This is a genomic window from Halomonas sp. KO116 (genome assembly GCF_000734975.2).
GTDB classification, from domain to species: domain Bacteria; phylum Pseudomonadota; class Gammaproteobacteria; order Pseudomonadales; family Halomonadaceae; genus Vreelandella; species Vreelandella glaciei.
Map to the genome: position 1 here is coordinate 1,598,627 of NZ_CP011052.1, position 24,688 is coordinate 1,623,314.

A 24,688-nucleotide genomic window follows, 5' to 3' on the forward strand; every position below is an offset into this window, starting at 1 on the left:
AAAGGGCACAAACCGGCCGAGCCTGTGGCAGCACCATCTGGACGGCACGGCGGTAGGGCTTCCACATGTCCATGCTGACGATCTCGACCTGATTGCGCTCGGCCATGCTCATGAGCCGCTTCGTCACCGCTTCCTGCTGACGACCGGGTAGCAGGTCCAACAGGGTGCGCTCCTCCAGGTTGGTCAGGATGCAGCGGTATCGACGGTTTAGGTACAGCTCGTCGATACCCAAACAGCGGGGCGTCTCGAAGCGATGCCAGCGGCCCAGAAACTCGGCCTTCTTCTTGAATATCTCGCGAACGGTCTTCTCGTCAAGGCCCGTGCTATCGGCCACGTAGGCGTAAGAGTGGTTGAAAGCTTCTTTCTCGACATGGCTGTAAAGCCTCCGCGTCATGCGGTGGGTATCCTCCATCTCTGGAAGTGTCGGACGGAATGTCTTCCCGCAGGCACGGCAGGTATAACGCCGGCGAACCACCCACAAGGTGACCCGCTTGCCATGGATGGGAAGGTCTCGGTAAGCAACATCGCGCTTACCGAATCGGACAAACTCCCCCTCTACGCCACATTCCTCGCAGGCTACAGAATGGGGGGCTTCCAACCGGAAGTGGAGGTCGTGCTCTTCATCCTTAATATCCAGGATATGGTACTCAGGAAGATGAAGGATGTTATCAGGCAGGCTGGTCATGCAAACTTTCCTTGTCGACATTGACAATCGGTGATCGTGGTTCTCTAACTGAGACACACTGCACCGCTTGGAGTAGGCGTTCCCTCAAGGCGGTGCTGGACAGTGTCGAGTGCTGCCCCACTATGCGGTGGGGCTGATCGGAAGCCGCACCCAGGGAAATGCCCGGGTGCGGTTGCTTTCAACTGCCATCCTGCGCCAGTTCTTGGCGTTCACCTTGGTGGAGCAGGCGATAGACCTGGTTGCGGATAAAGTTGGCATCCTCGTCGGTCAGAGTCTGCTCCAAGTGTCGAAGGGTCGGTTGCAGCAGGATATTCTTCTGCCCTGGCTTCATTCCCATGCGTTGATGGGCCGACGCCGGTAGATCCTCGAAAGCCGTTTCCGCCTTGATCAGCAGAGCTTCAATGTTCTCCGCTTCGGGCAACCGTTCGCGGACCATGTCGCCGATAAGTTCTTCGTTAATCCAAGTATCGACGCAGAGAGATAGGTCCCGACGAATGGCAGGCATCGCAGATACCGGCCTGTAGGTAACCAGGTCATTCATCTGCGTGCGCACGCGCGGGTCTTCACTTCGCAGTAGCCGAATATCGGGGATCCGCTTGCGCAGCATCAGCAACCGATCGAGCCCCAGTCCCATGGCCAAACCAGTATGGCCAGTAAGGCCCGCTTGGTTCAGTATCCCGCGTGCCGCTAGGCCGCACTCACCAACCTCCATCCATTCATCCCGCCAGCGAACGTCGATTTGTATCCCTTGCTCGGTGTAAGGGTGAGGCGACGCTAGGGTGCGCCACTCCAGGCCGGGCACGGCGGCGGCCATGACCACCGAAACCATTTGCTGTAACTCGGATACCGACATCTCCGATCCTTGGGCAGCGTCCACTAGGCGCCAGAGGTCCAACTGGTGCGGTTCGCCACAGTGCAAGCGGTCGATGCTGTCGCGCCGATAGACTAGTCCCGGTAAGAGCAGCAACAAGTCATCGGGTGGGTCCAAGCTCAGCCCGTCCAGCAGATCGGGAATGGCCGCCGACGTCTGGGTGCGCAGGATATAACCATCGGCGACGTAGCGTGTGTAGCGAGCGTCTCGCGCTGCACCTTCCGGTGGATAGCCCAAACGGTCGTAGTTGTTAGTAATTGGCACAACAGAGCCGCTGCGAATCATGAGCTGCCTGCAGCGCCATTGCTTGGTGAGCGCTTGTCTGATTTCCTGCAGCAGCAACTGCATGGCATGCGTACCCTGGCGCGGATTGGTCAGGTCCGCAAGGTTGAGGGCGGAGCATAGTGCTTCGGAGGATAACAACGTAGACATTTTCTGATTTCTCCAGGATGTAGGTACCGGCGGAAAAATCAGGCGTTACTCATCAAACTCTCGATGAATGGGAGGCCGGCTGAAAGCAAAAACCCCCGGGGTCTGGCCCGGGGGTTCCGCTTTCAGAGGTGTACAATTCACCGCCCGCCGATGCCGTAAGGATCCCGGGGGTGCATAAATCGCGGAGTGAGGCGAACTGCCAAATATGAAATCATGGTCGTGAACTTAGCATGGGCGTTTCTTCCTTGTCAAAGCCTGCCCCAGGCAGAAGGGCACGTGCCACAGTGCTCACCAGCGGGTCTCCAGCAAGGCGAGCGGCATAGCCAAGCTGTCGCCCAGCGACGTGCGCTGCCACGGATCATCAGGACAGGTCACTGCCCCGCATCGTCCTCGAGCATATGATTCTCCCCGAGATCCCTGGCTTATCGCGACTCTCAGAGGATGCCGTCGAGAGGATGCCGGCTCGGCCCCTGCTCGTCGGATCGGATCCACCATTTATCTGGATACCCTCAACTTCGATCAAGTGAACATACTGAGCAGCCATCAATCAGTTAATCCGTTGTGAGTTTCACTTGTCGCTTATCTTCCAATCTCGCATATCAACCATTTAATCCGGATACCCCAAAAAAGCACTGTCTAATCGAGACCGGGATGATCAGCGTCTCTTGGGATTGATCAAGCATTCCTGGCTTGAGAGCGGTGGTGTATACGGTTATCGCAAAATCTATCAAGATCTGCGTGAGGCTGGTGAAACCTGCGGTAAGTACCGAGTGGCCCGCCTGATGCGTAGAGAAGGTTTACGCTCTCAGACGGGCTATCGACGACGCCCTGGCTGCTATGGCGGTGGAAATCCGGCTGTTGTATCACCCAACCATTTAGACTGTCAGTTTGAAGTAACAGCGCCAAATGTTGCTTGGGTGACGGGTATTACGTACATCCGAACGTACGAAGGCTGGCTTTACTTAGCGGTGGTTATCGACCTGTTTTCTCGTCAAGTGGTTGGCTGGTCGATGAAGTCTCGTATGACCATGGAGTTAGTGCTGAATGCTTTATTGTCGGCAGTTTGGCGACGCAAGCCGCAAGGAACTGTGATGATGCATTCGGATAGGAAGCCAGTTCAGCAGTGGAGACTGGCAAAGCTTTCTGAAAGCCAATCACCTAGTGGGCAGCATGAGTCGGCTTGGTAACTGTCATGATAACGCCGTTGCTGAGAGTTTCTTTCAACTCCTCAAGCGAGAGCGGATCAAGCGGCAGATTTATTCGACACGGGAAGCGGCTAGACGCGACGTGTTCAATTATATCGAAATGTTTTACAACCCAAAGCGCCGACACGGCACAAGTGATAACTTGTCACCGGTTGAGTATGAAAGGCGTTACTTTAAGAGCCTAACGGGTGTCTAGAATATCCGGGGCGATTCATCGGGTAGTCCCCGTAATGGCGGTTACCGAGACGGTAATAAACCAAATAATCGGGGGTATAGGTGTAGCGTCTTCCGGTAACTGGATGGTGAAACGGTATCTCTCATGGCTGAGAAATCACTCCCAGTACGTTCAGTTCAAACTCAGCTTTCACCAGAAAGTCACGCTCAAGCGTCGACTCTAAAGCAATAGATTCATCCCCGCGAAATGCGTAGTAGCCAGATACACTCCGGCGAGTAGGGCCGATTTTACGAACAGATGTTGGACGTGTCATGGGCTGTCGCACCAAATATTGAAAATTTCATGGCCGGCGCAGTTATTAGCCTACTTTTCGTCGCATTCAATTCTAAATAGATTACCATAATAGACTGATATTACGCTTTGAGCGTCGCATTAATTGCCGAAAATAACTGGAAGACTGGAGTTCATACACAACCACTTGAAAAAACTTGGCTGGACGTTAAAAAGAATGCGCAAAGCGGATCAACACCTGCAAACGGCGTGCATGTGCATCATCTTGATTACCAGCGGTGTCCGCGTGTCCGAACTCTGCTCACTGGAAAATCATTGCACGTTCAAAACGCTGGATGAAGAGGGTGAACCCTTTCACTGGATGCGTGGCACCCCTTACAAGACAGGAGCGGGAACCTGTGAGTGGCTGGTGGCCGAAACTCACCGCGCATTTGCCGTAGCTGAGCGCTTTGTACATCCGCTGCAAGCGCAACTGGAGCAACGCATTTTCGACCTGAGAACTGACAATCCAAAGAATCCCGAAATTACGCAATTGAAGGGGCATGCCAATCGCCTATTCCTCGCGGTCACAAGGCAACAGGAAAACTGGGTTGGAACGCTTTCCAAAGCAAGCGCGATTATCCGTCTCAATGAGTTTGCCGCCCAGTGTGGACTGGACTGGTGTTTTGCGCCTCATCAGTTTCGGCGCATCTTTGCGGTTTATGCGGCTCACAACGCCTTTGGCGACCTTCGCTACCTGCGGGACCATTTCAAGCACTGGTCGCTAGCCATGACCACTCTGTACGCCATGTCTCGGCAGCAAGATACCGAGCTTTACGACAACGTAGGTCTGGCCGCACTGGGCATCAAGACCGACCTTCTGGAGCACTGGCTGGAGCCTGACGCAGTTTTGACGGGTGGAGCTGCCGATCCAATCCGCGCCTTCCGTACGAAGAACGAGGCTCTAACCGTCAAAGAGGATCGAGCTGAAATGGCCAAAACGATTAGCCCCCTGGTGCATCTGCGGGCTACTGGCGTCGCGTGGTGTACCGCCGATACGGGAGGCTGTAACGGTGGCCAAGGCGTCGAGAAAACAAGTTGTGCTGACTGTAGCAATGCGGTCATTGATGAGTCACGGAAGACTGTGTGGCAAGGTATTTATGCCCAGCAGATCGAAATGCGCGACCTCACAGATATTGGACCTGGAGGAGCCGAGCGGGTTGAGCGTGACATTAAGCGCTGCGAGACGGTCTTGACGGGTCTTGGGGCAACTAAAGAGGACCTGGCTTATGTCGCAACCTGAAGAACCTAAACACCCCCTGCGCGGGGCGAATTAACGGCAAAGGCCATACGTCAGGCCAGAGAAAGGTCGTCCAAAGGTCATCAAGCAGGGCCGCAAACTCAGTATCCAGTCGGTTGCCGAGGAAGCCCGGTGTCGCTTATGTGGTGGCACGCACCGTCGCTGGCGGCAGGGCGGAAGTCGTCGCCTCGACACTGGGCTTGTCCTTGGGTGGTCTGATGCATGTGTTGTCTGCAGCCTTGTGCCTTTCCGAAAGTTTGAACCCGCTATAGGTACTGTTCAGCCGCTGCCTTGTCGCTGCTGGTGATCGTGCGAGTTGCACTCGCACTCCGCTATCCGGGCAGTAAGGTAGCAATGGTAGTTGTGTTGGCGGCCAGTGGCGTAACTTCCATGTTTACCTGGCAGAGCTGGGCGGGTCTGCCTGCCATTGTAGCGATGGGGATGGTGGGCATGTTTTTGCTCCGGGGTATTCCAATGCGTGTTTCGCTAAGCCTGACAGCACTAGCCTGGACACTCATTGACATCCTCCCCTTCCTCAACGCCTTCTGGATGTTGCCACCCATGGCGGAAAGGAAGGGGATTCCTACGGCGCTCAGGCGCGGCAGTGAGTCGCCCCTGAGTCGCTTCGGTGGGTTCCTGCTGCTGGCAGCCTTACCGCGCCGCTCACTTCACAGGTTAACCGCATGCCCTGCCCTTAACACATTAATGGCCGCCACATGGTCGGCATTGGCCTCGAAGCCATATTCGAGGCAGGCGAATCGCGCCTGGCTGCGCCGGTTCTCCGCCGACACATGCCCACATTCTGGGCAGGTACGACTGGTGTTGTGCGGTGGCACCAGGATCAGATGCGCCCCGCGCCAGGCCAGTTTGTAATTGAGTTGACGCCGAAACTCGTACCAAACCTGGTCGGGAATGGCGCGATTGAGGCCAGCTTTCTGACGGATGTTGCGGTCCGGTTGCTCGATGCTGCCATTGGTCGCCGCGTTTCCGGGGCTGGCAGTGTGTGAGGTTACGCTTGCCCTTGTAGGACTCCAGAAAGAAGGTTTCGTCCACCTCGATGATACCGGACAGGGCGTTGGCATTGTCTCGTGCACTCGTTTGCAGAAAGCGATGACGCCAGCGGAAGGCCGTCTTCAAATCGATGCCCACTCGATCCGCTGAGGCGCGTAACGTCAGGCTGTCTCGCATGCAGCGCAGGTAGTCGAACCACTTGTCGCGGTGCTGCCGCTGGGTCAGGGGCGTGCCTATGAGGCATTGAAGGTCTTGTGACATGCGGGATTTCGACACCGATACCGCCGCTGTAGGCCACCGCTGCCCCCCCACTTGACAGGGAGGCTAGCCAGTGCCTTCTCGAAGGCTTCGAGGCCTTCTTGTTTCAGGGCATACTCCAGTGAGTAACTGGATATACAGTAGATATCCGCCTTCTGGCAGCTCCAAATGCAGCATGAGTTCTCCCCAAATGAAGTCAGATCCTTCCCAGTCAGACGGGGCGTGCACCTCAATTTTGAAGACTGGACACCGGGACTTCTCAAGCCGTCAGAAAAGCCGAACGCATTTGCCAGGTTATGAACGGCGCTTTTAATTCTTTTGCTCGAACGCATTTGCCAGGTTATGAACGGCGCTTTTAATTCTTTTGCTGGATGGAAACCGGACGCTGAAACTCACGGATTCCATGTAAGCCCATTTCTCGGCCACTACCTGAGCAGTTGAAACCACCGAACGGTGCGCGGGGGTTAAAGAGAGCCCCGTTGACATCGATCTGTCCAGCGAGTAAGCGCCCGGTAATCTCCTTGATGCGTGTGGTATCGCTGCCCCAGACTGCGGCTGCTAGGCCATAGTCGGTACCATTCGCCAGGGCAATTAGGTCATCATCATTGTCATACCCCATTATGACCAGAACTGGGCCGAAGACTTCCTGCTGAACGATTTCCGCTTTCGGATCCCTGGATATGAACACGGTTGGTCGAACGTAATAGCCATCTTCCCGTCCATCAGGATGGCCTACGCCCCCGGTGACTAGTGTGACGGCGTCGTCCTGCTGGGCGCGCGCGATAAAACCCTGCACGCGGTCGTATTGCTCCTGCGAAATCATCGGCCCAAGTCGGTGGGTCATCTTATCGGCCAAGTTCCCAATCTGGGCAGTTGCCTCGTCCAGCATCGTATTCGGAACGAGAATCCGTGTTAGCGCTGTGCAGGTTTGGCCGCTGTTCAGAAAGCCGCTATTGACGATGGCCTTTAGGGCAACTGCTGGGGTTGCATCGTCTAACAGGATGCCTGCCGACTTGCCACCAAGCTCTAAGAAGCAGGGCTTTAGGGCTTTAGCAGCGGCTTGAGCGACCGAGCGGCCTCCTTTGACAGAACCAGTGAAAGACACAGCGTTAATACCTGCGTGTGCAATTAACTCCGCGCCGGTCGTCGCATCTCCTGGAACGATGTTGACGGTACCGGGAGGGGTGGTTTCTGCCAACATTTCCATGATCAGTGCGTTGGTTTTCGGTGTTAGGTCGCTGGGCTTCAAGACCAGTGTGCAGCCTGCTGCCAATGCAGCACCTATTTTGGCCATTGCCTGATGCAGTGGATAGTTCCAAGGTGTGATGGCGGCCACCACACCAAGTGGACGATATTGAATCGTCGAGTGAGCGATAGTCTCATCCGTCAGGGCCAAGTCCAGGTCATGGGCAAAGCCGCGTAATACATTTACTGGCAACCCTGCCTGCACTGCGAGTGCGATTTTTTCTGGAGTGCCGACCTCGCTATTGATGGCCGCCGCTATTGCCTCCGCACGGTTCTCGATGGTTTGGGCCAGAGCCTCGATGACTTTGCGACGTGCTGCTCCGTCGGTTTTTGACCATGAGCTATAGGCTCTTTGAGCCGCCGACACTGCGGCACTCACATCCTCAGCATCGCCATGATATATCCGGCGATCCAACAGTCCTGTTAGTGGGCTGGCAAGTTCCGTGCTGCGACTACCCTTTAGTTTGGTGATTTTGCCGTTCACCAGTGCGACGCTATACGTATTCATATAAAACCCCCTTAGGCTCGTTTCTTCTTGTATTCAAACTCAAACACTGCGCAGGTGAGCGGTAAACGGTCTTGGCTAAGTTCAAGGCACGAAGCTCGATAAGTGAGTTATCACCCGCATCTGGCAGCAGACGGCCAGTAGGTGATCAGGTGTTTCATTGAACGGGAGTACTGGCGCTACTACCTGAGCCCCCTTACAGCGCATTGAGTAAATGACGAAGGTGCCATCGGGCATGGCAAAAAGGATAAGGCTATGTCCGATGGCATAGGCATTATCCAAAGATTGAGTTATCTCTTTTCATCAGGTGTTTGGCGATAATGACCTGCTGGATCTGTGTGGTGCCTTCGTAAAGCCGCAGCAATCGGACATCGCGATAAAAGCGTTCCACTTTGTATTCGCTGATGTACCCCGCCCCACCATGGATCTGAACCGCTCTGTCAGCGACTCGCCCCACCATTTCCGTGCAGAAAACTTTTGTGCAGGCGGCAGCCATACTCAGCTCATCGTTGCGGGACCCTGAAGGCACGGTATCATAAAGCGCTGACGATTTTTGCAACATGCTTTTTGCGGCGTAGAGTTCCGCTTGGCTGTCGGCAAACATGCCTTGAATCAGTTGAAAATTAGCAATCGGTTGACCAAATTGCTTGCGTTCCAATGCATAGGTCATGGCGTCCCGTATAAGGCGATCAGCCATGCCGCAGGCTTGAGCTGCGATATGCAGCCGCCCCCGATCAAGCACCTTCATTGCAGTATAGAACCCCTTACCGGGAACACCGCCGATAATATTTTCAGCGGGTACACGCACATCCTCAAGAATGACATCTGCGGTTCGAGTCCCTCGCTGCCCCATCTTTTTGTCGTGTTTGCCGATGGTCAGGCCGTCCAGCCCCGCCGGAACGATAAAGGAGGAGATCCCCTTCGCGCCTGCTTCGCCTGTACGCGCCATTAGGGTGAAAGCCCCAGCCCGGTTTGCGTTGGTAATGAACCGTTTTGTTCCGTTTAAGATATAAAAATCCCCGTCCTTGACTGCGCGGGTTTTCAGCGACGCAGCGTCAGAGCCGACTTCGGGTTCGGTCAGGGCAAAGGAAACCGTGATCTCTCCTGATGCGAAACGCGGCAGCCAAGATTGCTTTTGTTCCGCGGTTCCATCCATAAGAATTCCCTGTGAGCCGATTCCGACGTTCGTTCCGAATAGCGAGCGGAAGGCGAAGGAGGTGTGGCTGATGTCATAGATCAGTTCGGCTTCCTGCTCCATCGACAATCCAATACCACCGTACTCTTCAGGTATGGAAAGTCCATAGAGGCCCATCTCCTTGATTTCAGAGACGATCTCCTCAGGAATGTTATCGTTTTCCTCGACATAATTCTCAGCAGGGATAAGTCTTTCATTCACAAACCGCTGAACCGTGGCGCGAAGAAGGTTGAAGGTGTCGTTATCAAGTGCCATATAAAATATACCTTTGGATTTCATGTTATGTGCGGGTATGACCCGCCTTGACCACATCAACGTTTGTCGAATGCGCCGCTTTTGAGAGCTCGATTAATATCTTCCTCGGAATAAGCTGCCAAACTCTTCAGAATTTCCACGGTGTTCTCTCCCCGCATAGGGGCTGCTTTTTTAGCGCCTACAAGCCTACCGTTGAAGAAGATTGGGCTTTGGATGTTGGGTACCCACCCGAGTTGGGGATGAGCAATTTTGCTGACGAGTCCAAGTGACTTAGCTTCGTCGCTAAGAAGAGCATCTTTGAGATCGCGTACTTTGCCCGCGGGCACTCGTGCCCGGGCCAGCATCGTTTGTAAATCGTTCCAGTCGAGAGAGGCGAAGAAAGGTTCGAGGACTTCAAACAGTTCTTCGCGGTGACGTAGGCGTTCGGGGCCTGTCTGGTATTTGGTTGATGTCGCGATATCCTCTCGACCAACCACCTCACGGAACAGGCGCGCGAAGATCTCGGAATTGCCACAATGTAAGAAGAAGCTTGCATCCCGACAACTGAATACACCAGTGGGGCAGCTGTCAGGGCTTGTATTGCCATGACGCTCGGGGGGGGTGCCGCGGCATAGCGTTTGCATCGCCGCATAACCCGTCATGGAAAGGGCGCTGCCGAATAGCGGCACCTCCACGTGGCTGCCTTCTCCTGATACTTGACGGCGTACCAAGGCCGCAAGAACCGCGCTAGAAGCGAACATTGCTGTCGCGATATCCATAACCGAAGAGGCAGTGCGTACGCCTTCACGGTCTCCATAGCCGTTCATCGAGACGAAGCCACTTTCCGCCTGTACGACCGAGTCGAAGCCGGGGCGGGCCGAGAATTCGGTATCCTTACCATAGGCCGACACCGAGCAATAGACGATCGATGGTCGGGCTTTTTGGATTGTCTCGTAATCCAATTCCAAACGTTTCATTACACCGCTTGCAAAATTCTCAATTAAAACATCGGCTTTTTCCAGCAACGCACGGATGGCCTTTTTGCCTTCGGGATGCTTTAAGTCGATTTCCATGCCTTGCTTGTTGCGGTTCGCCCAAAGATATGCAGCCCCTTCATCTAAAGCTCTTTCATCATGGGAAGGATAGGAGCGGAAGCGGTCTCCTCCGGGGGACTCAATTTTGATCACCGTTGCTCCCATATCTGCAAGAAGCATGCTGGCTAGAGGGCCGGCCAAGTAGTGGGTCAGATCAAGCACTAAAAAACCGCTCAAAGGTCCCTTGCCGTTATCCACAATCGTGTCGGGCAAGGATTGAATAAAATCATGGTTAAACATCATCAAAACTCCGTATTCGCGCGGGCATCGTTCCCGTTGTGATCGCTTGAGGTGTCGTTCGACTCTGTTTTGTCACCCGCAGAGCCTGAGGCCCCCACCCAGGTGGCCATCGCTGAGATGAGCAAAGCCAGTGCTGCAAAAACTGTCACGAACATGGGGTAATTGGAGAAGAAGAGGCTTCTCTCTCCGATATATGACAGAACTAGTAAAACAGCAGCTAGGCAGCAAATGGACGCTGTTGTTTTCATGAAATCACCTCATAAGACGAGTGTTTGAAGGTACTGGGTTGGCGCTTATATTTGGGTAACGTTATGCGCTTGGCTCGGGGGTGGGCCGAACCCGGTATTTTTGGAAAGTAAAGACTGAGAGTAAGACCACTATCCCGAGAAGATCTGTTCCCCATCCCGATAGCATCAGCAGAATGGCAGCACCTAGAAGCAAGACTCTTTCTATCCAATTAAGCGAGAGGAGTAGCCATCCACACAGAGTGGCGGATAGACAGGTAACTCCTAGAATGGCGGTCGCCACGGACAGTATGATGGCACCTGGGGACCCGATAAGGAGCAATTCCGGGCCGTAGACAAACATAAACGGAACAATGAAGCCGGCTGCAGCTACTCGGAATGCAGTTAGCGCGGTCCGCCCTGGTTTGGTACGCGCCACACCCGCTGCGGCAAAAGCGCCGAGAGCAACGGGCGGTGTGACGTAGGAAATTACGCCAAAATAAAGTACGAATAGGTGGGCGGCCAGTGGCTCCACTCCAGTTCTTTCCAGCCCGGGAATGATCAGTGCTGCCAAAGTGACGTAGACTGCCGTCGTGGTCATGCCCATACCCAGGATGATGGCTGCCACCGCGGTCAGTAGTAGTGAAAGTAATAGACTGCCATGTGAAAGCTCCAGAATCAGGCTGCTGATCCGTAGGCCGAGGCCCGACATCATCACGGAGCCCACGATGATTCCCGCAGTAGCACAGGCGATCACGACGGGAACAGCGGTTCGCGCGGTCTCTACCAGACATTCGATAAAGCCTTGAAATGTCAGTCGGGTTTCACGTTGTACGTAAGACAGCGCGATGGTAGATACGCATCCGTAGAAGGCGGCAACGGTGGGCGTGTACCCTATAATCAAGATGGTAGTAATGGCAACGAGCGGCAGTAGCATGTACCCGCGCGAACGCAGGAGTGGCCAGAGGCGGGGGATTTCGCTTTCCGGCAGAGCGCCGATGTTGCCTTTCTTCGCTTCTAAGTGGACGGTTACGAAGATTGACCAAAAGTACAGTAAAGACGGGATTGCAGCGGCCAGCATGACATCCCGATAGGGAACACCAGCGAATAGTGCCAGGATGAAAGCTGCCGCTCCCATAACGGGGGGCATGATAACGCCACCGGTTGAGGAAGAGGCCTCGATCGCAGCGGCGAGTTCGGGTTTATAACCGCTTCGTTTCATCAGTGGGATGGTTACGGCGCCGGTTGTCACGACATTGGCGATTACGCTACCGCTGATGGTTCCAGTACAGGCGCTGGCTACCACCGCTGCCTTAGCTGGGCCGCCAGAATATCGGCCTGTGACGGCTGTGGCGAGGTCCATTAGCAATTGGCCCACGCCGGTTTTTAGGAGAAGCGCCCCAAAGAATAGAAACAGCACTACGTAACCCGCGGTCACGGAAACAGGGATTCCTAGAAGCCCCGAGGTTTGGACAAAATTGGTATCGATAAAGGTCTTCCAGCTAATGCTAGTCCCCCCCAAGATGCCGGGGAGTGCGCCTGAGGTTAGCGCATGAACCATTAGCAGTATCGCCAGAAGTGCCATCGCTATGCCGACCACACGACGAGTGGCCTCAAGCACCAGTACGATTAAAATGGTCCCCATCACGATATCAGAGGCTGAGAGGTAGCCAGTCTGCATCTGGAAGGCGTCCGAATCTCGGATGACATAGAACAAAATTGCCATACTTAGCCCTGCAGCGATGATCCGTGTCGCGGCATCGAGGCGGCGGGCCGTGGTAGAGACGATGCTCTCCCGTGCTGGGAACAGTAGGTAGCAAAGCGTCAGCGCAAGACACACGTGTGTTAGCCTGAAATTCATTGCGCCGGGGGCGGGGTAATATCCGAAATACAGGTGATATAGCGAAAAGAACACTGACAGAGTTAGAATGGTGAATTTCGCGGATGTTCGGCTGAAAAGAGTGCTCATCTGGCCACCATCGGGTTGAAGAGTATCGAAAGATACGGATGCACGTGAAATAAAGTATCGAACGGCCATGTTTGTTCACAAAGCTTCGATGCCCCTAATGACGGCGTGCCTCGAGCAGGGGGACGAAGCACGCTCTGGTCATCACTCAGCGATGGTGACGCCTTGCTCTTCCAAGTAGCGTAGAGCGCCGGGATGAAACGGAATGACCGCGGCCCTGGGGGCAGCCTGAATGTCGAACGCTTCCTCCGCCTGACCTGCGAACAGGTCGACAAGATCTTCACGTTGCTCGTAGAGGATTTTGACCATCTCGTAGGCACGCTCTTCAGGTAGATCTTTGTTTACGATAAATACCTGCATGACGCCGATGGTTGGGACGGGCTGGTCGATGAATTCGTACATATCACCGGTAACCTCATCCGCGAAGAAGGCTCCGCCTTCATTTTGCTCAGATTCGAGAATGCTGGATCTGACTTCTCCGTCGATGGGAATGAGGCGTACCCCCGGATTGCTGTCCAGGCTCATGATCGTCGAGGCCGCACCGCCGAGAAAGAACAGTGTATCAAGTTGGCCATTGACCATCATATTCATACCGTCGTCGTGACCAACGCCGAAAACATTGCCACCGTTGGATTGAATGCTATCAAAGGACAGCCCGGCTCCGGTCTCTAGCACCATCTCTGCGATATCACGCGTGCCCCATCCGATCGGAGTGGGGTTGATGCGTCTGTCAGAGAGATCTTCTAATGTCTGAATGTCACTATCTTTGGGTACTGCTACTTGGAGTTTTCCGGGAGCAATAGCGGCTAGGATTCGCAGATTTTCAAGCTCTTCACGGAAGGGTGCTGTGCCATCGTATGCCTTTTGCGCCAAGTCGGTATAGATAACCCCGATATCTGCTTCGCCAGTGTTAACCTGTCGGGCATTGGGAACCGAACCGCCTTGCGAACTGGTGACTGTCAGTCCTTCGATATTTTGCTCAAGAATCTGCGAATAGCGTGCGCCAAGTGAATACCAGAGGCCTCCGGGAGAAGCCGTTACGATATTCATGCGATCAGTGTTGGCATGCCCTATGGATGGCAAAAGCATTATGGAAGTAACCGCCGTGGCCAGAAGGCTACCCTTATTTGTGAAAATACCCATATATCTCTCCTTATAGGTCGCGACAGCTCAAGCTCTGTCCCTTATCGGTCCCTGTAAGCGACAGGGCAGTTAGAGGACAAGAGGATGGCTATCTCTTGTTGTTGTTCATCTAGTGAACGCATTGTTCATTTTTTTCGTCTACCTTTTTAAACGCTAGGCGAAAATCTGTCCAGTAGTTTTTCTGGAGTTTTTCTGCCCAATGCACAAGGCGCGGTATTCAAAATAAATTTATTTAAGAGAGACCACGCAGCCCTAGTGCCGCTACGAGCACGTTCCCGTCCTGCACGAGTGATGACTTAGTTGCGAAATATTGACAGAGCCAATTCGGGTTAGTAGCTTATATGATTAATGCATCTAGCGATCAGTTTGTCCACCAGGTGATCAAATGAAGAGTAATCGTTCTATTGAGCGGTGTTTATTGATATTTCAGACATTTCGTATCAATCCAAACCCAACAGCCAGTGAGCTTGCACGCTTAACGGAACTGCCGCGTGCGACCGTTCTGAGATTTCTATACACCTTGGAAAAGGAAGGCTATGCCGCTCAAGATCACGAACGTTGGCGGCTAACGGCCAAGACTCTTGAGATTGGGTTTGCCGCACTTGGTAGTGCCAATATCAACGAGTTTGTTCAGTCTAGTCTTGGTGCATTAGCCAATGATTTTGCTGGGACGGCAAATATTGGTGAGTTAACCGAAGACCGAGTAACAATCATTGCTCGGGCTGTAGCTAGCCCGCAGGTTCGCCGACTTCATATCACGAATTTAAGGGTCGGTAGCACCCTCCCGAGTGACAGTGCCTTATACCAGGCGCTATCGCCATCCCCGCCCAATGATTACGGCAGAAAGTTTTATGAGAATGTCAACCAAATTTCCCTGGCAGTACCACTGCCCAACATAAAGAGCCGTTTGTTGTCGCTCGGGATCTCGGTTAGCCGCGATGCTTTACCCGACGAAAAGAGTATCAATAACGCAGTAGAGATTATCAGAAGTGAAGCTCAACGCATCGGCCACATTATGAGTATCGATCCAGTGTATTAATGTGGCCATGTACCCAAAATCAACAAAATAGAGTGGTGGACTTATGATTGAAAGCAATTTTACCAATGAAATCCTTGAGATTTGTATCAACCGTCCAGACAAGAAAAATGCGCTTAGCCATGACATGTACCATGAGCTTGAACGGCTATTCCGTGAATATGGTGAGCATGAATCCTGCAAGGCGATCATTCTCCATGGCGCTGGAAATTCGTTCACTGCCGGGGCCGACCTCAACGATTTTAAGATCAAACGCGGCCCTGGTGATTCACCAGGGGTAAAGTTCCTGCGTTCGCTGTGCGACTGTCGAGCCCCTGTGATTGCAGCGGCTGAAGGTATTGCTATTGGCATCGGTACCACTCTGCTACAGCACTGTGATTTCGTCTATACAACTGCCACAACGCGCTTCCGTATGCCCTTCGTTGCTCTGGGCTTAGGGCCCGAAGGCGCTTCTTCGTATCTGCTAGAGCAGATTGTCGGACGTCGGAAGGCACGTGATTGGCTGATGTCAGGCAGGTTCTTTGATGGGCGCGAAGCCCTTGATGCAGGTTTTGTCACCGAACTTGTCGGCGACGGCACCGCACTGGAAAAAGCGCGTGAAACTGCAAAGAGTCTAAGCGCACTGCCGTTCAATAGCGTGCGGAAAACCAAAGCGATGCTGGGTGAATGGTATCAGTCTCAGACTCACTCGGCCCTCGATAACGAAGTTAAGATGTTTGCTGAGCAATTGGCATCTTCGGATACCCAGAGCACCATCACATCGACGGGCAAGTCAGGCCGCTGACGCTATACCGACCATACTATCAATAACAAGATGGGGTACTTCTCATGTTAAAATCGGTTGATCGAATTCTGGTTGTCGTCAATAACCTGGATGAGGCGCAGACTAATTACAGCAATATACTGGGCGCTTCCCCAGTTCGAGACTATCGCAGCGACTTTCTAAACGCCGACATTAGATTGATGGCATTGGGTACAAGCTGGGTCGAACTAGTCAAGCCGTATGGTGACGGGCCTGCCATGAAACGACTTCATCGCTCCGGCGAAGGATTGTTATTCGGTGGGGTGGCAGTTGCTAATCTTGACCTATTTGCAGAGCAACTGAAACAAAACTCCATTGATTATTCCAAGGCCGATGGGCGTATCTACATTAGTGGTGAACAGCTATATGGCCTTCCTCTTACTGTAAGTGAGTCAAGCGAACCGGCCTCCGGACAGGAAAATGCTCTGACCGCCTTTCTTTATGAACTCACTGTCGTATTGAAAACGAAATGGACTAAGGTTGCTGATGGCTATTCTGATTATTTTGGACTGAACGCTAATCGCCGCGTTGGAATATCGTTTCCACGCTTTGGTTATGAAGGTAGCCTACTGATGTTCGATGACGAACATCTCGATAGGATCGAACTATCCGAGGCCCATGATCCTGCCTATCCAATGGGGCGGTTTTCCTCCAAGCATGGTGATGGCCTTTACATGTGCTATGTCGAAACTAGCGACCTTGCCGACATCATTTCCCGCTTGGAGCGCCACGGTGCACGCTATGTTCGCCGTACCGATACGCCGGTCGAACGCGATGGGCTTTGGCTTCATCCATCCGTGCTCAATGGAGTTCTAATAGGAGTGTCTCGGAAGACACTGGCTTGGCAATGGTCTGGCAAGCCCGATCGAGTCACCCCTCTAGATTCAGATTAATGCACGCACGTTTCTGAGCTAATTCGGATATTTTATCAATTCGCTTAAAATGATCCCCGAAATTCGGGCCAGCCGCCAAGTTCTGACTGAGTCGGCTGGGAGGTCCCTGATCATGCGAAAGAAACGTTAGCGAATAACAACGAGATCAAGGCCAAGGCTACCTTGATGCAAGTTTTTTAATCCTAGAGGTTGCTACATGAAGATTCTCATCGCGGTAAAGCGCGTCATCGACTACAACGTCAAAATCCGCGTCAAAGCGGATCACTCCGACGTTGACCTCACCAACGTCAAAATGGCCATGAACCCCTTCTGCGAAATTGCCGTGGAAGAGGCGGTACGCCTGAAAGAGAAGGGTGTGGCGACAGAAGTCGTCGCCGTCACCGTAGGGCCCAAAGCTGCCCAGGAACAACTGCGTACCGCCTTGGCACTGGGAGCAGATCGCGCACTTCATATCGAAACCGACGTGCGCGCCGAGCCCCTGGCCGTAGCCAAGCTACTGACCAAAGTAGTCGAAACAGAACAGCCAGGCTTGGTCATTCTTGGCAAGCAGGCCATCGACACCGATAACAACCAAACCGGCCAGATGCTTGCCGCCTTGACCGGCCTGCCGCAAGGCACTTTTGCTTCTGAAGTAGTGGTGGACGGCGACAAGGTTAACGTGACGCGTGAAATCGATGGCGGCCTGCAAACCATCGCGCTGACGCTGCCGGCGATTGTCACCACCGACTTGCGCCTCAACGAACCGCGCTACGCCAAGCTCCCCGACATCATGAAGGCCAAGAAAAAGCCGCTGGAGGTCAACTCCCCCGCCGACTACGGCGTCGAGGTTCCCTCCAAGGTCAGTCTGCTCAACGTCGAGTCGCCCGCCGAGCGCAAAGGCGGTGTCAAAGTCGCCTCGGTAGACGAGTTGATCGACAAACTGAAAAACGAAGCCAAAGTTCTTTGAGATAAGCTCTTTAAGATAAGTGCTTTGAAAACCGTACTTTAGCAAAGAGCCTTGAAAGGAGTTGATGCCATGAGCATTCTGGTACTTGCGGATCTACACGAAGGCCAACTGGCGGGCGCCACTGCCCACGTCGTGGCGGCCGCCCACGCCATTGGTGGCGATATCGACGTTCTGGTGGCCGGTGAAGGCGTTCAAGCCGCCGCCGAAGCCGCCGCCAAGCTGGACGGCGTGAGCAAAGTGCGCGTCGCAGATAACGCCGTTTACGCCCACGAGCTGGCCGAGCCCATGGGCGCGCTGCTGGTTGAGCTAGCCGATGGCTACAGCCATGTGCTGGCCAGCGCCTCCACCACCGGCAAAAACGTCCTGCCGCGTTTAGCCGCCCTCAAAGATGTCAGTCAAATCTCCGACATCATCGCCGTGGAGAGTGCCGACACCTTCAAACGTCCCATTTATGCCGGTAACGCCATTGCCACGATCAAAAGTGAGGATGCACTCAAAGTGATCACTGTGCGTACCACCGGCTTCGATGCGGTCGGTGAGAGTGGCAGTGCCACCCTTGAGACGATCGATTTCGTTGCCGACAACGTCCAGTCCAGCTTCGTGAAAGAGGAGCTGGCGCAGAGCGATCGTCCCGAGTTGGGCGGTGCCAAGGTCGTCATCTCCGGCGGACGCGGCATGGGCAACGGCGACAACTTCAAACTGCTGGACGGCATTGCCGACAAACTGGGCGCCGCCATTGGCGCCTCCCGCGCCGCTGTGGACGCTGGCTTCGTGCCCAACGACATGCAGGTGGGGCAGACCGGCAAGATCGTTGCCCCCGAGCTCTACATCGCAGTGGGCATCAGCGGGGCAATCCAGCACCTGGCGGGCATGAAGGACTCCAAGGTGATCGTAGCGATCAACAAGGACGAGGAGGCACCGATCTTTCAGGTCGCCGACTATGGCCTGAACGCGGACCTCTTCAAGGCGCTGCCGGAACTAGAGAACAAGTTGTAGCAATGACTCTGATCAGATTGCTCGTCACTCTCTCCGATCAGGTGACACCGTTGCAGACCTCTACCAAGGGATCTGAAGCGGGTTCCATACCCTCTCCGGCGACATCTTCGAGCCTCGCACCCTGGTCGAGCTGTTCCCTGCCTGGGAGGAGCGTGGCGTGCCGCTGACCACTCCGGCCAGACGCGACGAAGTATACCTGCTCAAGGATGGTCACATGGCGGGCATGGAGCTGAGGGACATACCCGCCGAGCAGCATGAGCCGGGCCTGACCCTTCACGGCTCGGGCTGGCCGCTGGACTAGTACCCCACGGCGGCTGGCTCCTCTACCACGGCGACAACCAGCAAGTGGTGGTGGGCCTGATCATGGACCTCTCCTACCAGAACCCCTGGCTCTCCCCCTTCGACGAGTTCCAGCGCATGAAGCATCACCCAGTGCTGGCGAAACATCTCGAGGGCGGCAAACGGATCGCCTACGGTGCCCGGCCATCGCCAAGGGCGGCCTCAACTGCCTACCGAAGATGGTCTTCCCCGGCGGTCTACTGATCGGCTGCGACGCCGGCACCCTCAACTTCGCCAAGACCAATGGCCTACACATGGCCATGAAGTCATAGCCTAACTGGCTCGTTCGGGGGGACACTGGCCGAAGCACTCGTGATTTTGACCAATTCCATAACGATTTATCGCCTCTACCGAGCTAAAAAGCGTTATCCGGGGGTAATTGATTAGTACCTGTCTGAAACGCACATAACCCAGCGGTGCCGCTGTTATTATCCAATTAATGGGTATCCGGAGTAGCTGGAGGATGACACTTTATGGATAACCGGATTAACTGGATGGTGAAACCCTACCTCGGATCGTACAGAGCGATCTAGCCACCCGCAGCGAACAACTCTAACAGCTAGAGCTGATAGGGCCTGCATGCCTCCCGTCATGGCCTACGTGCAAAGCACGATTTTAGATCCACCGCAAAGCGTTGCGCCTGGCCATCTTGCAACGTGGACACCGTGACCCTGATCGCCTCAACAGAGCCTTGCACCTCGAAAGTGCTGCCCAGCCGAACCAGCCAGCCTTTCTTGGCGAGGGCGTAGGCCACATCCTTCGCGTCCTGGGGCAGCGGCACCCGTACATTGAAACCGCCCGAGACAGGCAGTACGTCAATTCCCTGAGCTTGTAAGGCCGTACTCAACTCTTCGCGGCGTCGTGCGTACTCGCTGCGCGTTTTGTCGAGTCGTTTGCGGACATCCTTTGACGTCAGGCAGGCGCTAACGAGCGCCTGAAGAATGGGCTCACCCAGGTCATTCCAGGGGCTAGTCGGGTTCGCAGCCGTCCGCCGTTGCCAAATCGCAGGCCACGAAGGCAAGGCGCAGGTCCGGCCCCAAGCCTTTGGAGACAGAGCGTATCAGCGCCCAGCGGGCTGTGGTGGTCGGGATGATGGAGTGATACGGCGTCTCGGCCAGCAGAGCAAAGTGGTCATCGACGATAATCAACACATTCGGATGCGCTGCGAGAACCCGTTTCAAAGCGTCTGCGCGATGTTTGGACAGGCTGCAACCCGTCGGATTGTGAGCGCGTGGTGTGACCAGCACCGCCCGCACGCCCTTATCCAAGGCTGCCTCTAATGCCTCTGGGCACATGCCCGCGTCGTCGATTTCGACGCCCACGGTCTGCATGCTGGCCAATCGCAACGCATTGATGGTACCTAAGAAGCAAGGATCTTCCACGGCTACTTGGTCGCCGGGCACTAGATGCGCAACCGCTAGACGCTCAATAGCGTCGACAGCGCCATGCGTCAGCTCCATCTCGTGATGGGACGGGCAATCCGGCTTGAGCCAATCAAGCCCCCATCGGCGTAGTTCGGGAAGGATCGTGTCCTCACCATACAAAAACGGCTTAGGCAAGCATTCGGCCAGTAGCCCCGTCAGCTCGGGTAGCCATTGCGGATTGGGGTTTCCATGGGCGAGATCGACCAATGCTGTTTCGGGACTCAATCCTTCCTGCTCGCCTGCCTGGGACGGCGAGCACAGCCAAGCATCTACTGCCTCCGTTTATCCGTCGCCAAGCGACGTTGCTATCGAGTAATTACGCACTATGCGGCGATATGTCCAGAGGGTCACCGAGGTGCTAGGCGAGTATTCGCCGGATGTAGAGGTGTACTCTATCGACGAAAGCTTTGTGGGGTTTCAGGGCTTTGATCCTACGACCCTAGAAGCCTACGGACAAAACTTACGCAGACGGTAGGGTAAAGAACGGGTATTCCTGTTTCGGTCGGCTTCGCGCCTCCCCGTGTGCTGGCCAAACTGGCGAATCACGCAGCAAAGAAGCACCCCGGCTACCGTGATAAAGATGTTTGTGAGCTAACGGTGGATAGTCCATCGACGCAGGCGCTTCTCAAGCAAATCCCGGTCACCGAGCTATAGGGCATTGCTCGTCGCACTGGCGAACGATTAAGGTTAATGGGGATCGAGACGGCTTGGCAGCTTCGTGAAACAGACCCAAAGCAAATTCGCAGACACTTCAACGTGGTGCAGGAACGCATCGTTTGGGAGTTGCGCGGAAAGCCCGCTATTCAACTGGACGATATGAGCAAGCATAACAGCAAATAATAGTCTCCCGCTCGTTCGAACGCCTCACTACAAGCCCCCACGATCTACGTGAAGCGCTTCGACAACACGCCGCCAGGGCAGGGGCGAAAAATTACGCAACTAGCACAGTGTCACCAGTTCGGTGATGGTATCCGTACGCACGAATGCTTTTCGTAACGACTTGCCTCAATACAGTAACCGCGTGGTGGTGTCCCTCGAACGATCTACGGACGATAGCCGCGCCTTGATTCAAGCAGCTGTTCAAGGGCTGCGGCTATACCTACCACAAAGTAGGAGTGATGCTGTTAGGCCACTCTCCGAAAGCTAACCGCCAACTGACACTGGCGGAAAAACCGCAAACAGAAGCCGAGGCCGAGGCCAAACGAAGCGAGCAGCTGATGGTCACCGTAGATCGTCTCAATAGAGAATTAGGCCGAGGTACGATACAGCTAGGCCTACCTCATGCTGATAATGCCTGGTCGCTGCGCTTTGAACACCGCACGCCTCGATATACTACGCGCTGGGACGAGCTCGTTAACGTCAGGTAATAAGTGACAGCGATTCTAATGAAATAAGCTCAGAATGATGAGCAAATCTAGTAATCTGGTGCTAAGGTGGTTTAGAAAATAGCAGTGCGAAATGCATTTGGAGCTCAGAATGCCATCAGCCAAGCCGCCTAATCACAACCATTTACAAAGCGTATTTGCTTACCGCGCTTTTGATATACGTGATCGCTTCCCTCAGCCGTTAGAAACGTTTCGGCAAGCACTAGAGTGCTTACAAAGCGGTGATGCATACCTGCCCGATATGAGCGGTGAAATTGTAGTTTATCTCCGTGGCGGTCTTGCGCTTCACGTCCCCGAGCATCTTTTCATCCGCCAAAGTGGCAATAGCTCCGCTGTAGTTCCTCCGCAAGAAAATGATCAAGTCTGTGAAGCAGTGGATGCCTGGCTACGAGACGCACTGTTGCAAAACTCGAAAGACGCATTAGACGCTTCAACGGTTAGACCCGCTCGGCTCAACATACTGCTAAATGAATGCGACCCAAATGCCCCGGAGCCTGACGATATTCAGGCGTGGCAGCACACTAATGACGTCGGGAGAGAAGTTATCGATACTCCTTGTCGAGAAGATATTTGGGAAGCAGCGGCTCAAGCAATGGATGAAGTGCAGGCAAGGCGCTGGATGAAAACAGCGCACCCTCAGCTTGGCAGCAAAAGCCCAAATCTGTGTATCGAGGAAGATCCTACGCGAGTGTACGAGCTTGTGTTGCAGGTAGAGTGTGGGAAGGCTAATGACAGTTAACGACCGAGGCTGTGTGAAAACGTAGCTGTCGCTATACTCTACCCATGACAGATCGTGGGAGGTACCGATGAAACGTTTCGTCGCAGGTGAATCTCGTTCCCAAGCTACGTTGTTTCCTGAGCTTCTGGATGATTTCGTTACTGAAGACAACCCGGTTCGGGCCATTGAAGCTTTTGTGGACGCTCTCGACCTCAAACAGCTGGGTTTCAAAGGTATTGATCCTCATGCCACTGGACGTCCCGCGTACCACCCCGCTGTACTGTTAAAAATCTATCTTTACGGTTACCTCAACCGCGTGCAGTCCAGCCGCCGACTTGAACGTGAGGCGCAGCGTAATGTTGAACTCATGTGGCTAACGGAGCGCCTCGCGCCGGACTTCAAAACGATTGCCGATTTCCGCAAGCACAATGGCAAAGCGATCCAAGCCACCTGTCGAGACTTTGTCGTTATATGTCGGCGTCTAGGGCTTTTCTCACAATCGGTCATGGCAATCGATGGCAGCAAATTTAAGGCAGTCAACAATCGAGACCGCAACTTTACCTTGGCCAAAATGAAACGCCGCGCAGAAGAAATCGATAAGAGTATTGAGCGCTATTTACGCCAACTCGACGCAATGGATCAAGGCTCCACCGTTGTCACAGTAGCGCAGACGGCAGGGTTGAAGGAAAAGATCGCCTCCCTCACAGAAGAAGTCCAGCAACTGCAATCCATTGAAATTCAAAGGACCGAGGCCCCTGATCAGCAAATCTCGTTGACGGACCCAGATGCTCGCTCCATGACGACGCGAGGAACAGGAATCGTGGGCTACAACGTTCAGACGGCTGTCGATAGCCAGCATCACCTGATTGTCGCCCATGAAGTCACTAATGTCGGTAGTGACCGGCGTCAACTTTATCGGATGGCCAAGCAAGCACGCGATGCTAGCGGCGTCAGTGATCTCCACGTCGTCGCTGATCGCGGTTATTTTACAGGTAATGAAATTCTTGCGTGTCATGAGGCCGGTATTACGACGTATCTCCCTAAGCCCAAAACCTCGCCGAACCAGGCCAAAGGCATGTTTCCCAGGGAAGCGTTCCAATACGTGAAAGAGCGTAACGAATATCGCTGTCCTGCAAGGGAGCGCCTGATTTGGCGCTTCAAGAACGTCGAAAAAGGCCAGACGCTACATTGCTATTGGAGTTCAGCCTGTCCGAGTTGCTTAATGAAGTCGCAGTGCACCACGGGTATCTATCGGCGCATCAGACGCTGGGAACACGAAGAGGTACTGGAGGCGGTAACATCACGTCTGGATCAGACGCCGGATATAATGCGCATCCGTCGTCAAACGGTTGAACATCCCTTTGGCACGTTGAAAGCGTGGATGGGTGCGACGCACTTTTTAACCAAAGGGCTTAAAAACGTCGGAACGGAAATGAGTCTTCATGTGCTTGCCTACAACATGAAGCGCGTCATAAATATCCTCGGCCCCAAGGGTTTGATCCAGGCATTGCGGGCATAAGGCCTTAGTCCGGACCTAGCTCTGCCAAGCTTGTGGTAGCCAATAACGCTCTTTAGTAAGCGCTTCTTAGGCTTTATCTCGATTAACGTCGGATTTGGCATAAGAAATGAAAGCGTTCTGATCTGGCTTGTTAGCCGGTAGTCGTGCCAATACGACTGAACACTGTCACCGCCAACTGATTTTTAGGTTTTCACACAGCCTCGGCCGTCAGCTGCCCCTTTGTAACTACTCATGTCGCGGCTATCTATCAGTAGGTTTACCATTGTGATCTCGGAAATAGTCATCAGCCGCTATTAGACCCAAGTTGCCATCCGCTTTAACTACATCAGCACAGGCATCTTCACTGAATAAGTTTTGCACACGCCGTTCCTGTTTTAAGAACGCTAAGGTACTAAAAAAGCAGCTTTCACAGAAGTGCAGTTCGTACCGTTCGCCGTCATGTTGAGTGCCATAGCCTCAATGCGTTTGAAGTGTGGCAAATTCAAGCCCCTCATCCGCTACGGGGGTTGAGGTAAGACATACATCACATACCACATCTGTCACGGCATCAGCTGTCACTTTTTCGATAACCTTCATC

At 54.0% G+C, this 24,688-nt stretch carries 23 protein-coding genes and 5 pseudogenes; 15 read left to right on the forward strand and 13 right to left on the reverse strand.

Features of this window, described 5'->3' with window-relative positions; genetic code table 11:
- Positions 1-10 precede the first annotated feature (10 nt).
- Positions 11-685: pseudogene (locus KO116_RS07375) on the reverse strand (ISL3 family transposase); the annotation flags it as partial.
- 178 nt (positions 686-863) lie between these two features.
- The gene (gene srmL, locus KO116_RS07380; RefSeq protein ID WP_035560211.1) at positions 864-1,988 is read right to left on the reverse strand and encodes a PheS-related mystery ligase SrmL; all 1,125 of its coding nucleotides are present in this window, start codon (positions 1,986-1,988) and stop codon (positions 864-866) included.
- Positions 1,989-2,617: 629 nt separating this feature from the next.
- Between srmL and KO116_RS07385 the strand changes: the two are divergent.
- A pseudogene (locus tag KO116_RS07385) lies at positions 2,618-3,389 on the forward strand (IS3 family transposase); the annotation flags it as partial.
- 121 nt (positions 3,390-3,510) lie between these two features.
- On the opposite strand, the gene KO116_RS25440 reads toward KO116_RS07385, so the two are convergent.
- Entirely contained in the window at positions 3,511-3,681 is a 171-nt protein-coding gene (locus KO116_RS25440; RefSeq protein ID WP_200897135.1) for a hypothetical protein, read from the reverse strand.
- 195 nt (positions 3,682-3,876) lie between these two features.
- On the opposite strand from KO116_RS25440, the gene KO116_RS07390 reads away from it, so the two are divergent.
- Both KO116_RS07390 and KO116_RS25720 read left to right on the forward strand, forming a co-directional pair.
- Positions 3,877-4,941: a tyrosine-type recombinase/integrase gene (locus KO116_RS07390; RefSeq protein ID WP_144408569.1), complete on the forward strand. Its 1,065-nt coding sequence runs from the start codon at positions 3,877-3,879 to the stop codon at positions 4,939-4,941.
- Positions 4,942-5,247: 306 nt separating this feature from the next.
- The gene (locus KO116_RS25720) at positions 5,248-5,811 is read left to right on the forward strand and encodes a YgjV family protein (protein WP_235272523.1); all 564 of its coding nucleotides are present in this window, start codon (positions 5,248-5,250) and stop codon (positions 5,809-5,811) included.
- Here KO116_RS25720 and KO116_RS26270 read toward each other — a convergent pair.
- The 8 genes and pseudogenes from KO116_RS26270 to KO116_RS07430 all read right to left on the reverse strand — a co-directional run.
- Positions 5,697-6,020 (reverse strand): annotated as a pseudogene (locus KO116_RS26270) (zinc ribbon domain-containing protein); the annotation flags it as partial. The gene KO116_RS25720 and the pseudogene KO116_RS26270 overlap by 115 nt on opposite strands.
- Positions 5,911-6,266 (reverse strand): annotated as a pseudogene (locus KO116_RS25010) (IS1595 family transposase); the annotation flags it as partial. The pseudogenes KO116_RS25010 and KO116_RS26270, both read right to left, overlap by 110 nt.
- 296 nt (positions 6,267-6,562) lie before the next feature.
- The gene (locus tag KO116_RS07405; protein ID WP_035560217.1) at positions 6,563-7,960 is read right to left on the reverse strand and encodes an aldehyde dehydrogenase family protein; all 1,398 of its coding nucleotides are present in this window, start codon (positions 7,958-7,960) and stop codon (positions 6,563-6,565) included.
- A 271-nt stretch (positions 7,961-8,231) separates the two neighbouring features.
- On the reverse strand, positions 8,232-9,407 hold the full coding sequence (locus tag KO116_RS07410; RefSeq protein WP_035560219.1) for an acyl-CoA dehydrogenase family protein: 1,176 nt from the start codon (positions 9,405-9,407) through the stop codon (positions 8,232-8,234).
- A gap of 56 nt (positions 9,408-9,463) precedes the next feature.
- Positions 9,464-10,723 (reverse strand): CaiB/BaiF CoA transferase family protein, encoded by a 1,260-nt coding sequence (locus KO116_RS07415; protein ID WP_052703738.1) that lies wholly within the window; start codon positions 10,721-10,723, stop codon positions 9,464-9,466.
- Positions 10,723-10,968, reverse strand: a complete 246-nt coding sequence (locus tag KO116_RS07420; protein ID WP_035560222.1) for a hypothetical protein — start codon at positions 10,966-10,968, stop codon at positions 10,723-10,725. The genes KO116_RS07415 and KO116_RS07420 overlap by 1 nt, the downstream gene beginning before the upstream one ends.
- Before the next feature lie 61 nt (positions 10,969-11,029).
- Positions 11,030-12,982, reverse strand: a complete 1,953-nt coding sequence (locus tag KO116_RS07425; protein ID WP_082072561.1) for a TRAP transporter permease — start codon at positions 12,980-12,982, stop codon at positions 11,030-11,032.
- 72 nt (positions 12,983-13,054) lie between these two features.
- Positions 13,055-14,053, reverse strand: a complete 999-nt coding sequence (locus KO116_RS07430; protein ID WP_035560225.1) for a TAXI family TRAP transporter solute-binding subunit — start codon at positions 14,051-14,053, stop codon at positions 13,055-13,057.
- A gap of 385 nt (positions 14,054-14,438) precedes the next feature.
- On the opposite strand from KO116_RS07430, the gene KO116_RS07435 reads away from it, so the two are divergent.
- The 7 genes and pseudogenes from KO116_RS07435 to KO116_RS25725 all read left to right on the forward strand — a co-directional run bounded on the left by KO116_RS07435 (position 14,439) and on the right by KO116_RS25725 (position 19,452).
- Positions 14,439-15,092, forward strand: a complete 654-nt coding sequence (locus KO116_RS07435; protein ID WP_045812093.1) for a helix-turn-helix domain-containing protein — start codon at positions 14,439-14,441, stop codon at positions 15,090-15,092.
- A gap of 43 nt (positions 15,093-15,135) precedes the next feature.
- A complete protein-coding gene (locus KO116_RS07440; protein ID WP_035560228.1) occupies positions 15,136-15,873 on the forward strand; it encodes an enoyl-CoA hydratase/isomerase family protein in 738 nt (245 codons plus the stop codon).
- Between the two features lie 44 nt (positions 15,874-15,917).
- Positions 15,918-16,784: a VOC family protein gene (locus tag KO116_RS07445; RefSeq protein WP_035560232.1), complete on the forward strand. Its 867-nt coding sequence runs from the start codon at positions 15,918-15,920 to the stop codon at positions 16,782-16,784.
- Positions 16,785-16,980: 196 nt separating this feature from the next.
- Positions 16,981-17,730: an electron transfer flavoprotein subunit beta/FixA family protein gene (locus tag KO116_RS07450; protein WP_035560236.1), complete on the forward strand. Its 750-nt coding sequence runs from the start codon at positions 16,981-16,983 to the stop codon at positions 17,728-17,730.
- 69 nt (positions 17,731-17,799) lie between these two features.
- Positions 17,800-18,726 (forward strand): electron transfer flavoprotein subunit alpha/FixB family protein, encoded by a 927-nt coding sequence (locus tag KO116_RS07455; RefSeq protein ID WP_035560239.1) that lies wholly within the window; start codon positions 17,800-17,802, stop codon positions 18,724-18,726.
- Between the two features lie 79 nt (positions 18,727-18,805).
- Positions 18,806-19,334 (forward strand): annotated as a pseudogene (locus KO116_RS25015) (NAD(P)/FAD-dependent oxidoreductase); the annotation flags it as partial.
- A gap of 43 nt (positions 19,335-19,377) precedes the next feature.
- On the forward strand, positions 19,378-19,452 hold the full coding sequence (locus tag KO116_RS25725; RefSeq protein ID WP_235272554.1) for a hypothetical protein: 75 nt from the start codon (positions 19,378-19,380) through the stop codon (positions 19,450-19,452).
- A 202-nt stretch (positions 19,453-19,654) separates the two neighbouring features.
- On the opposite strand, the gene KO116_RS26055 is transcribed toward KO116_RS25725, so the two are convergent.
- Together KO116_RS26055 and KO116_RS26060 are read right to left on the reverse strand one after the other, a co-directional pair.
- Positions 19,655-20,086, reverse strand: a complete 432-nt coding sequence (locus KO116_RS26055; RefSeq protein WP_158414201.1) for an aminotransferase class I/II-fold pyridoxal phosphate-dependent enzyme — start codon at positions 20,084-20,086, stop codon at positions 19,655-19,657.
- Entirely contained in the window at positions 20,034-20,714 is a 681-nt protein-coding gene (locus KO116_RS26060) for an aminotransferase class I/II-fold pyridoxal phosphate-dependent enzyme (protein WP_158414202.1), read from the reverse strand. Before KO116_RS26060 ends, KO116_RS26055 begins: the two co-directional genes overlap by 53 nt.
- 100 nt (positions 20,715-20,814) lie before the next feature.
- Here KO116_RS26060 and KO116_RS26275 point away from each other — a divergent pair, with 100 nt between their 5' ends.
- From KO116_RS26275 to KO116_RS07475, 5 genes are all read left to right on the forward strand, one after another.
- Positions 20,815-20,964: a hypothetical protein gene (locus KO116_RS26275; RefSeq protein ID WP_442905822.1), complete on the forward strand. Its 150-nt coding sequence runs from the start codon at positions 20,815-20,817 to the stop codon at positions 20,962-20,964.
- Between the two features lie 215 nt (positions 20,965-21,179).
- On the forward strand, positions 21,180-21,329 hold the full coding sequence (locus KO116_RS25295) for a hypothetical protein (RefSeq protein ID WP_158414203.1): 150 nt from the start codon (positions 21,180-21,182) through the stop codon (positions 21,327-21,329).
- 278 nt (positions 21,330-21,607) lie between these two features.
- Positions 21,608-21,856: a DUF4113 domain-containing protein gene (locus tag KO116_RS07465; protein WP_045812094.1), complete on the forward strand. Its 249-nt coding sequence runs from the start codon at positions 21,608-21,610 to the stop codon at positions 21,854-21,856.
- A 109-nt stretch (positions 21,857-21,965) separates the two neighbouring features.
- Positions 21,966-22,613 (forward strand): hypothetical protein, encoded by a 648-nt coding sequence (locus KO116_RS25445; protein ID WP_052703741.1) that lies wholly within the window; start codon positions 21,966-21,968, stop codon positions 22,611-22,613.
- A gap of 67 nt (positions 22,614-22,680) precedes the next feature.
- On the forward strand, positions 22,681-24,111 hold the full coding sequence (locus KO116_RS07475; RefSeq protein ID WP_035560241.1) for an IS1182 family transposase: 1,431 nt from the start codon (positions 22,681-22,683) through the stop codon (positions 24,109-24,111).
- Positions 24,112-24,688 lie beyond the last annotated feature (577 nt).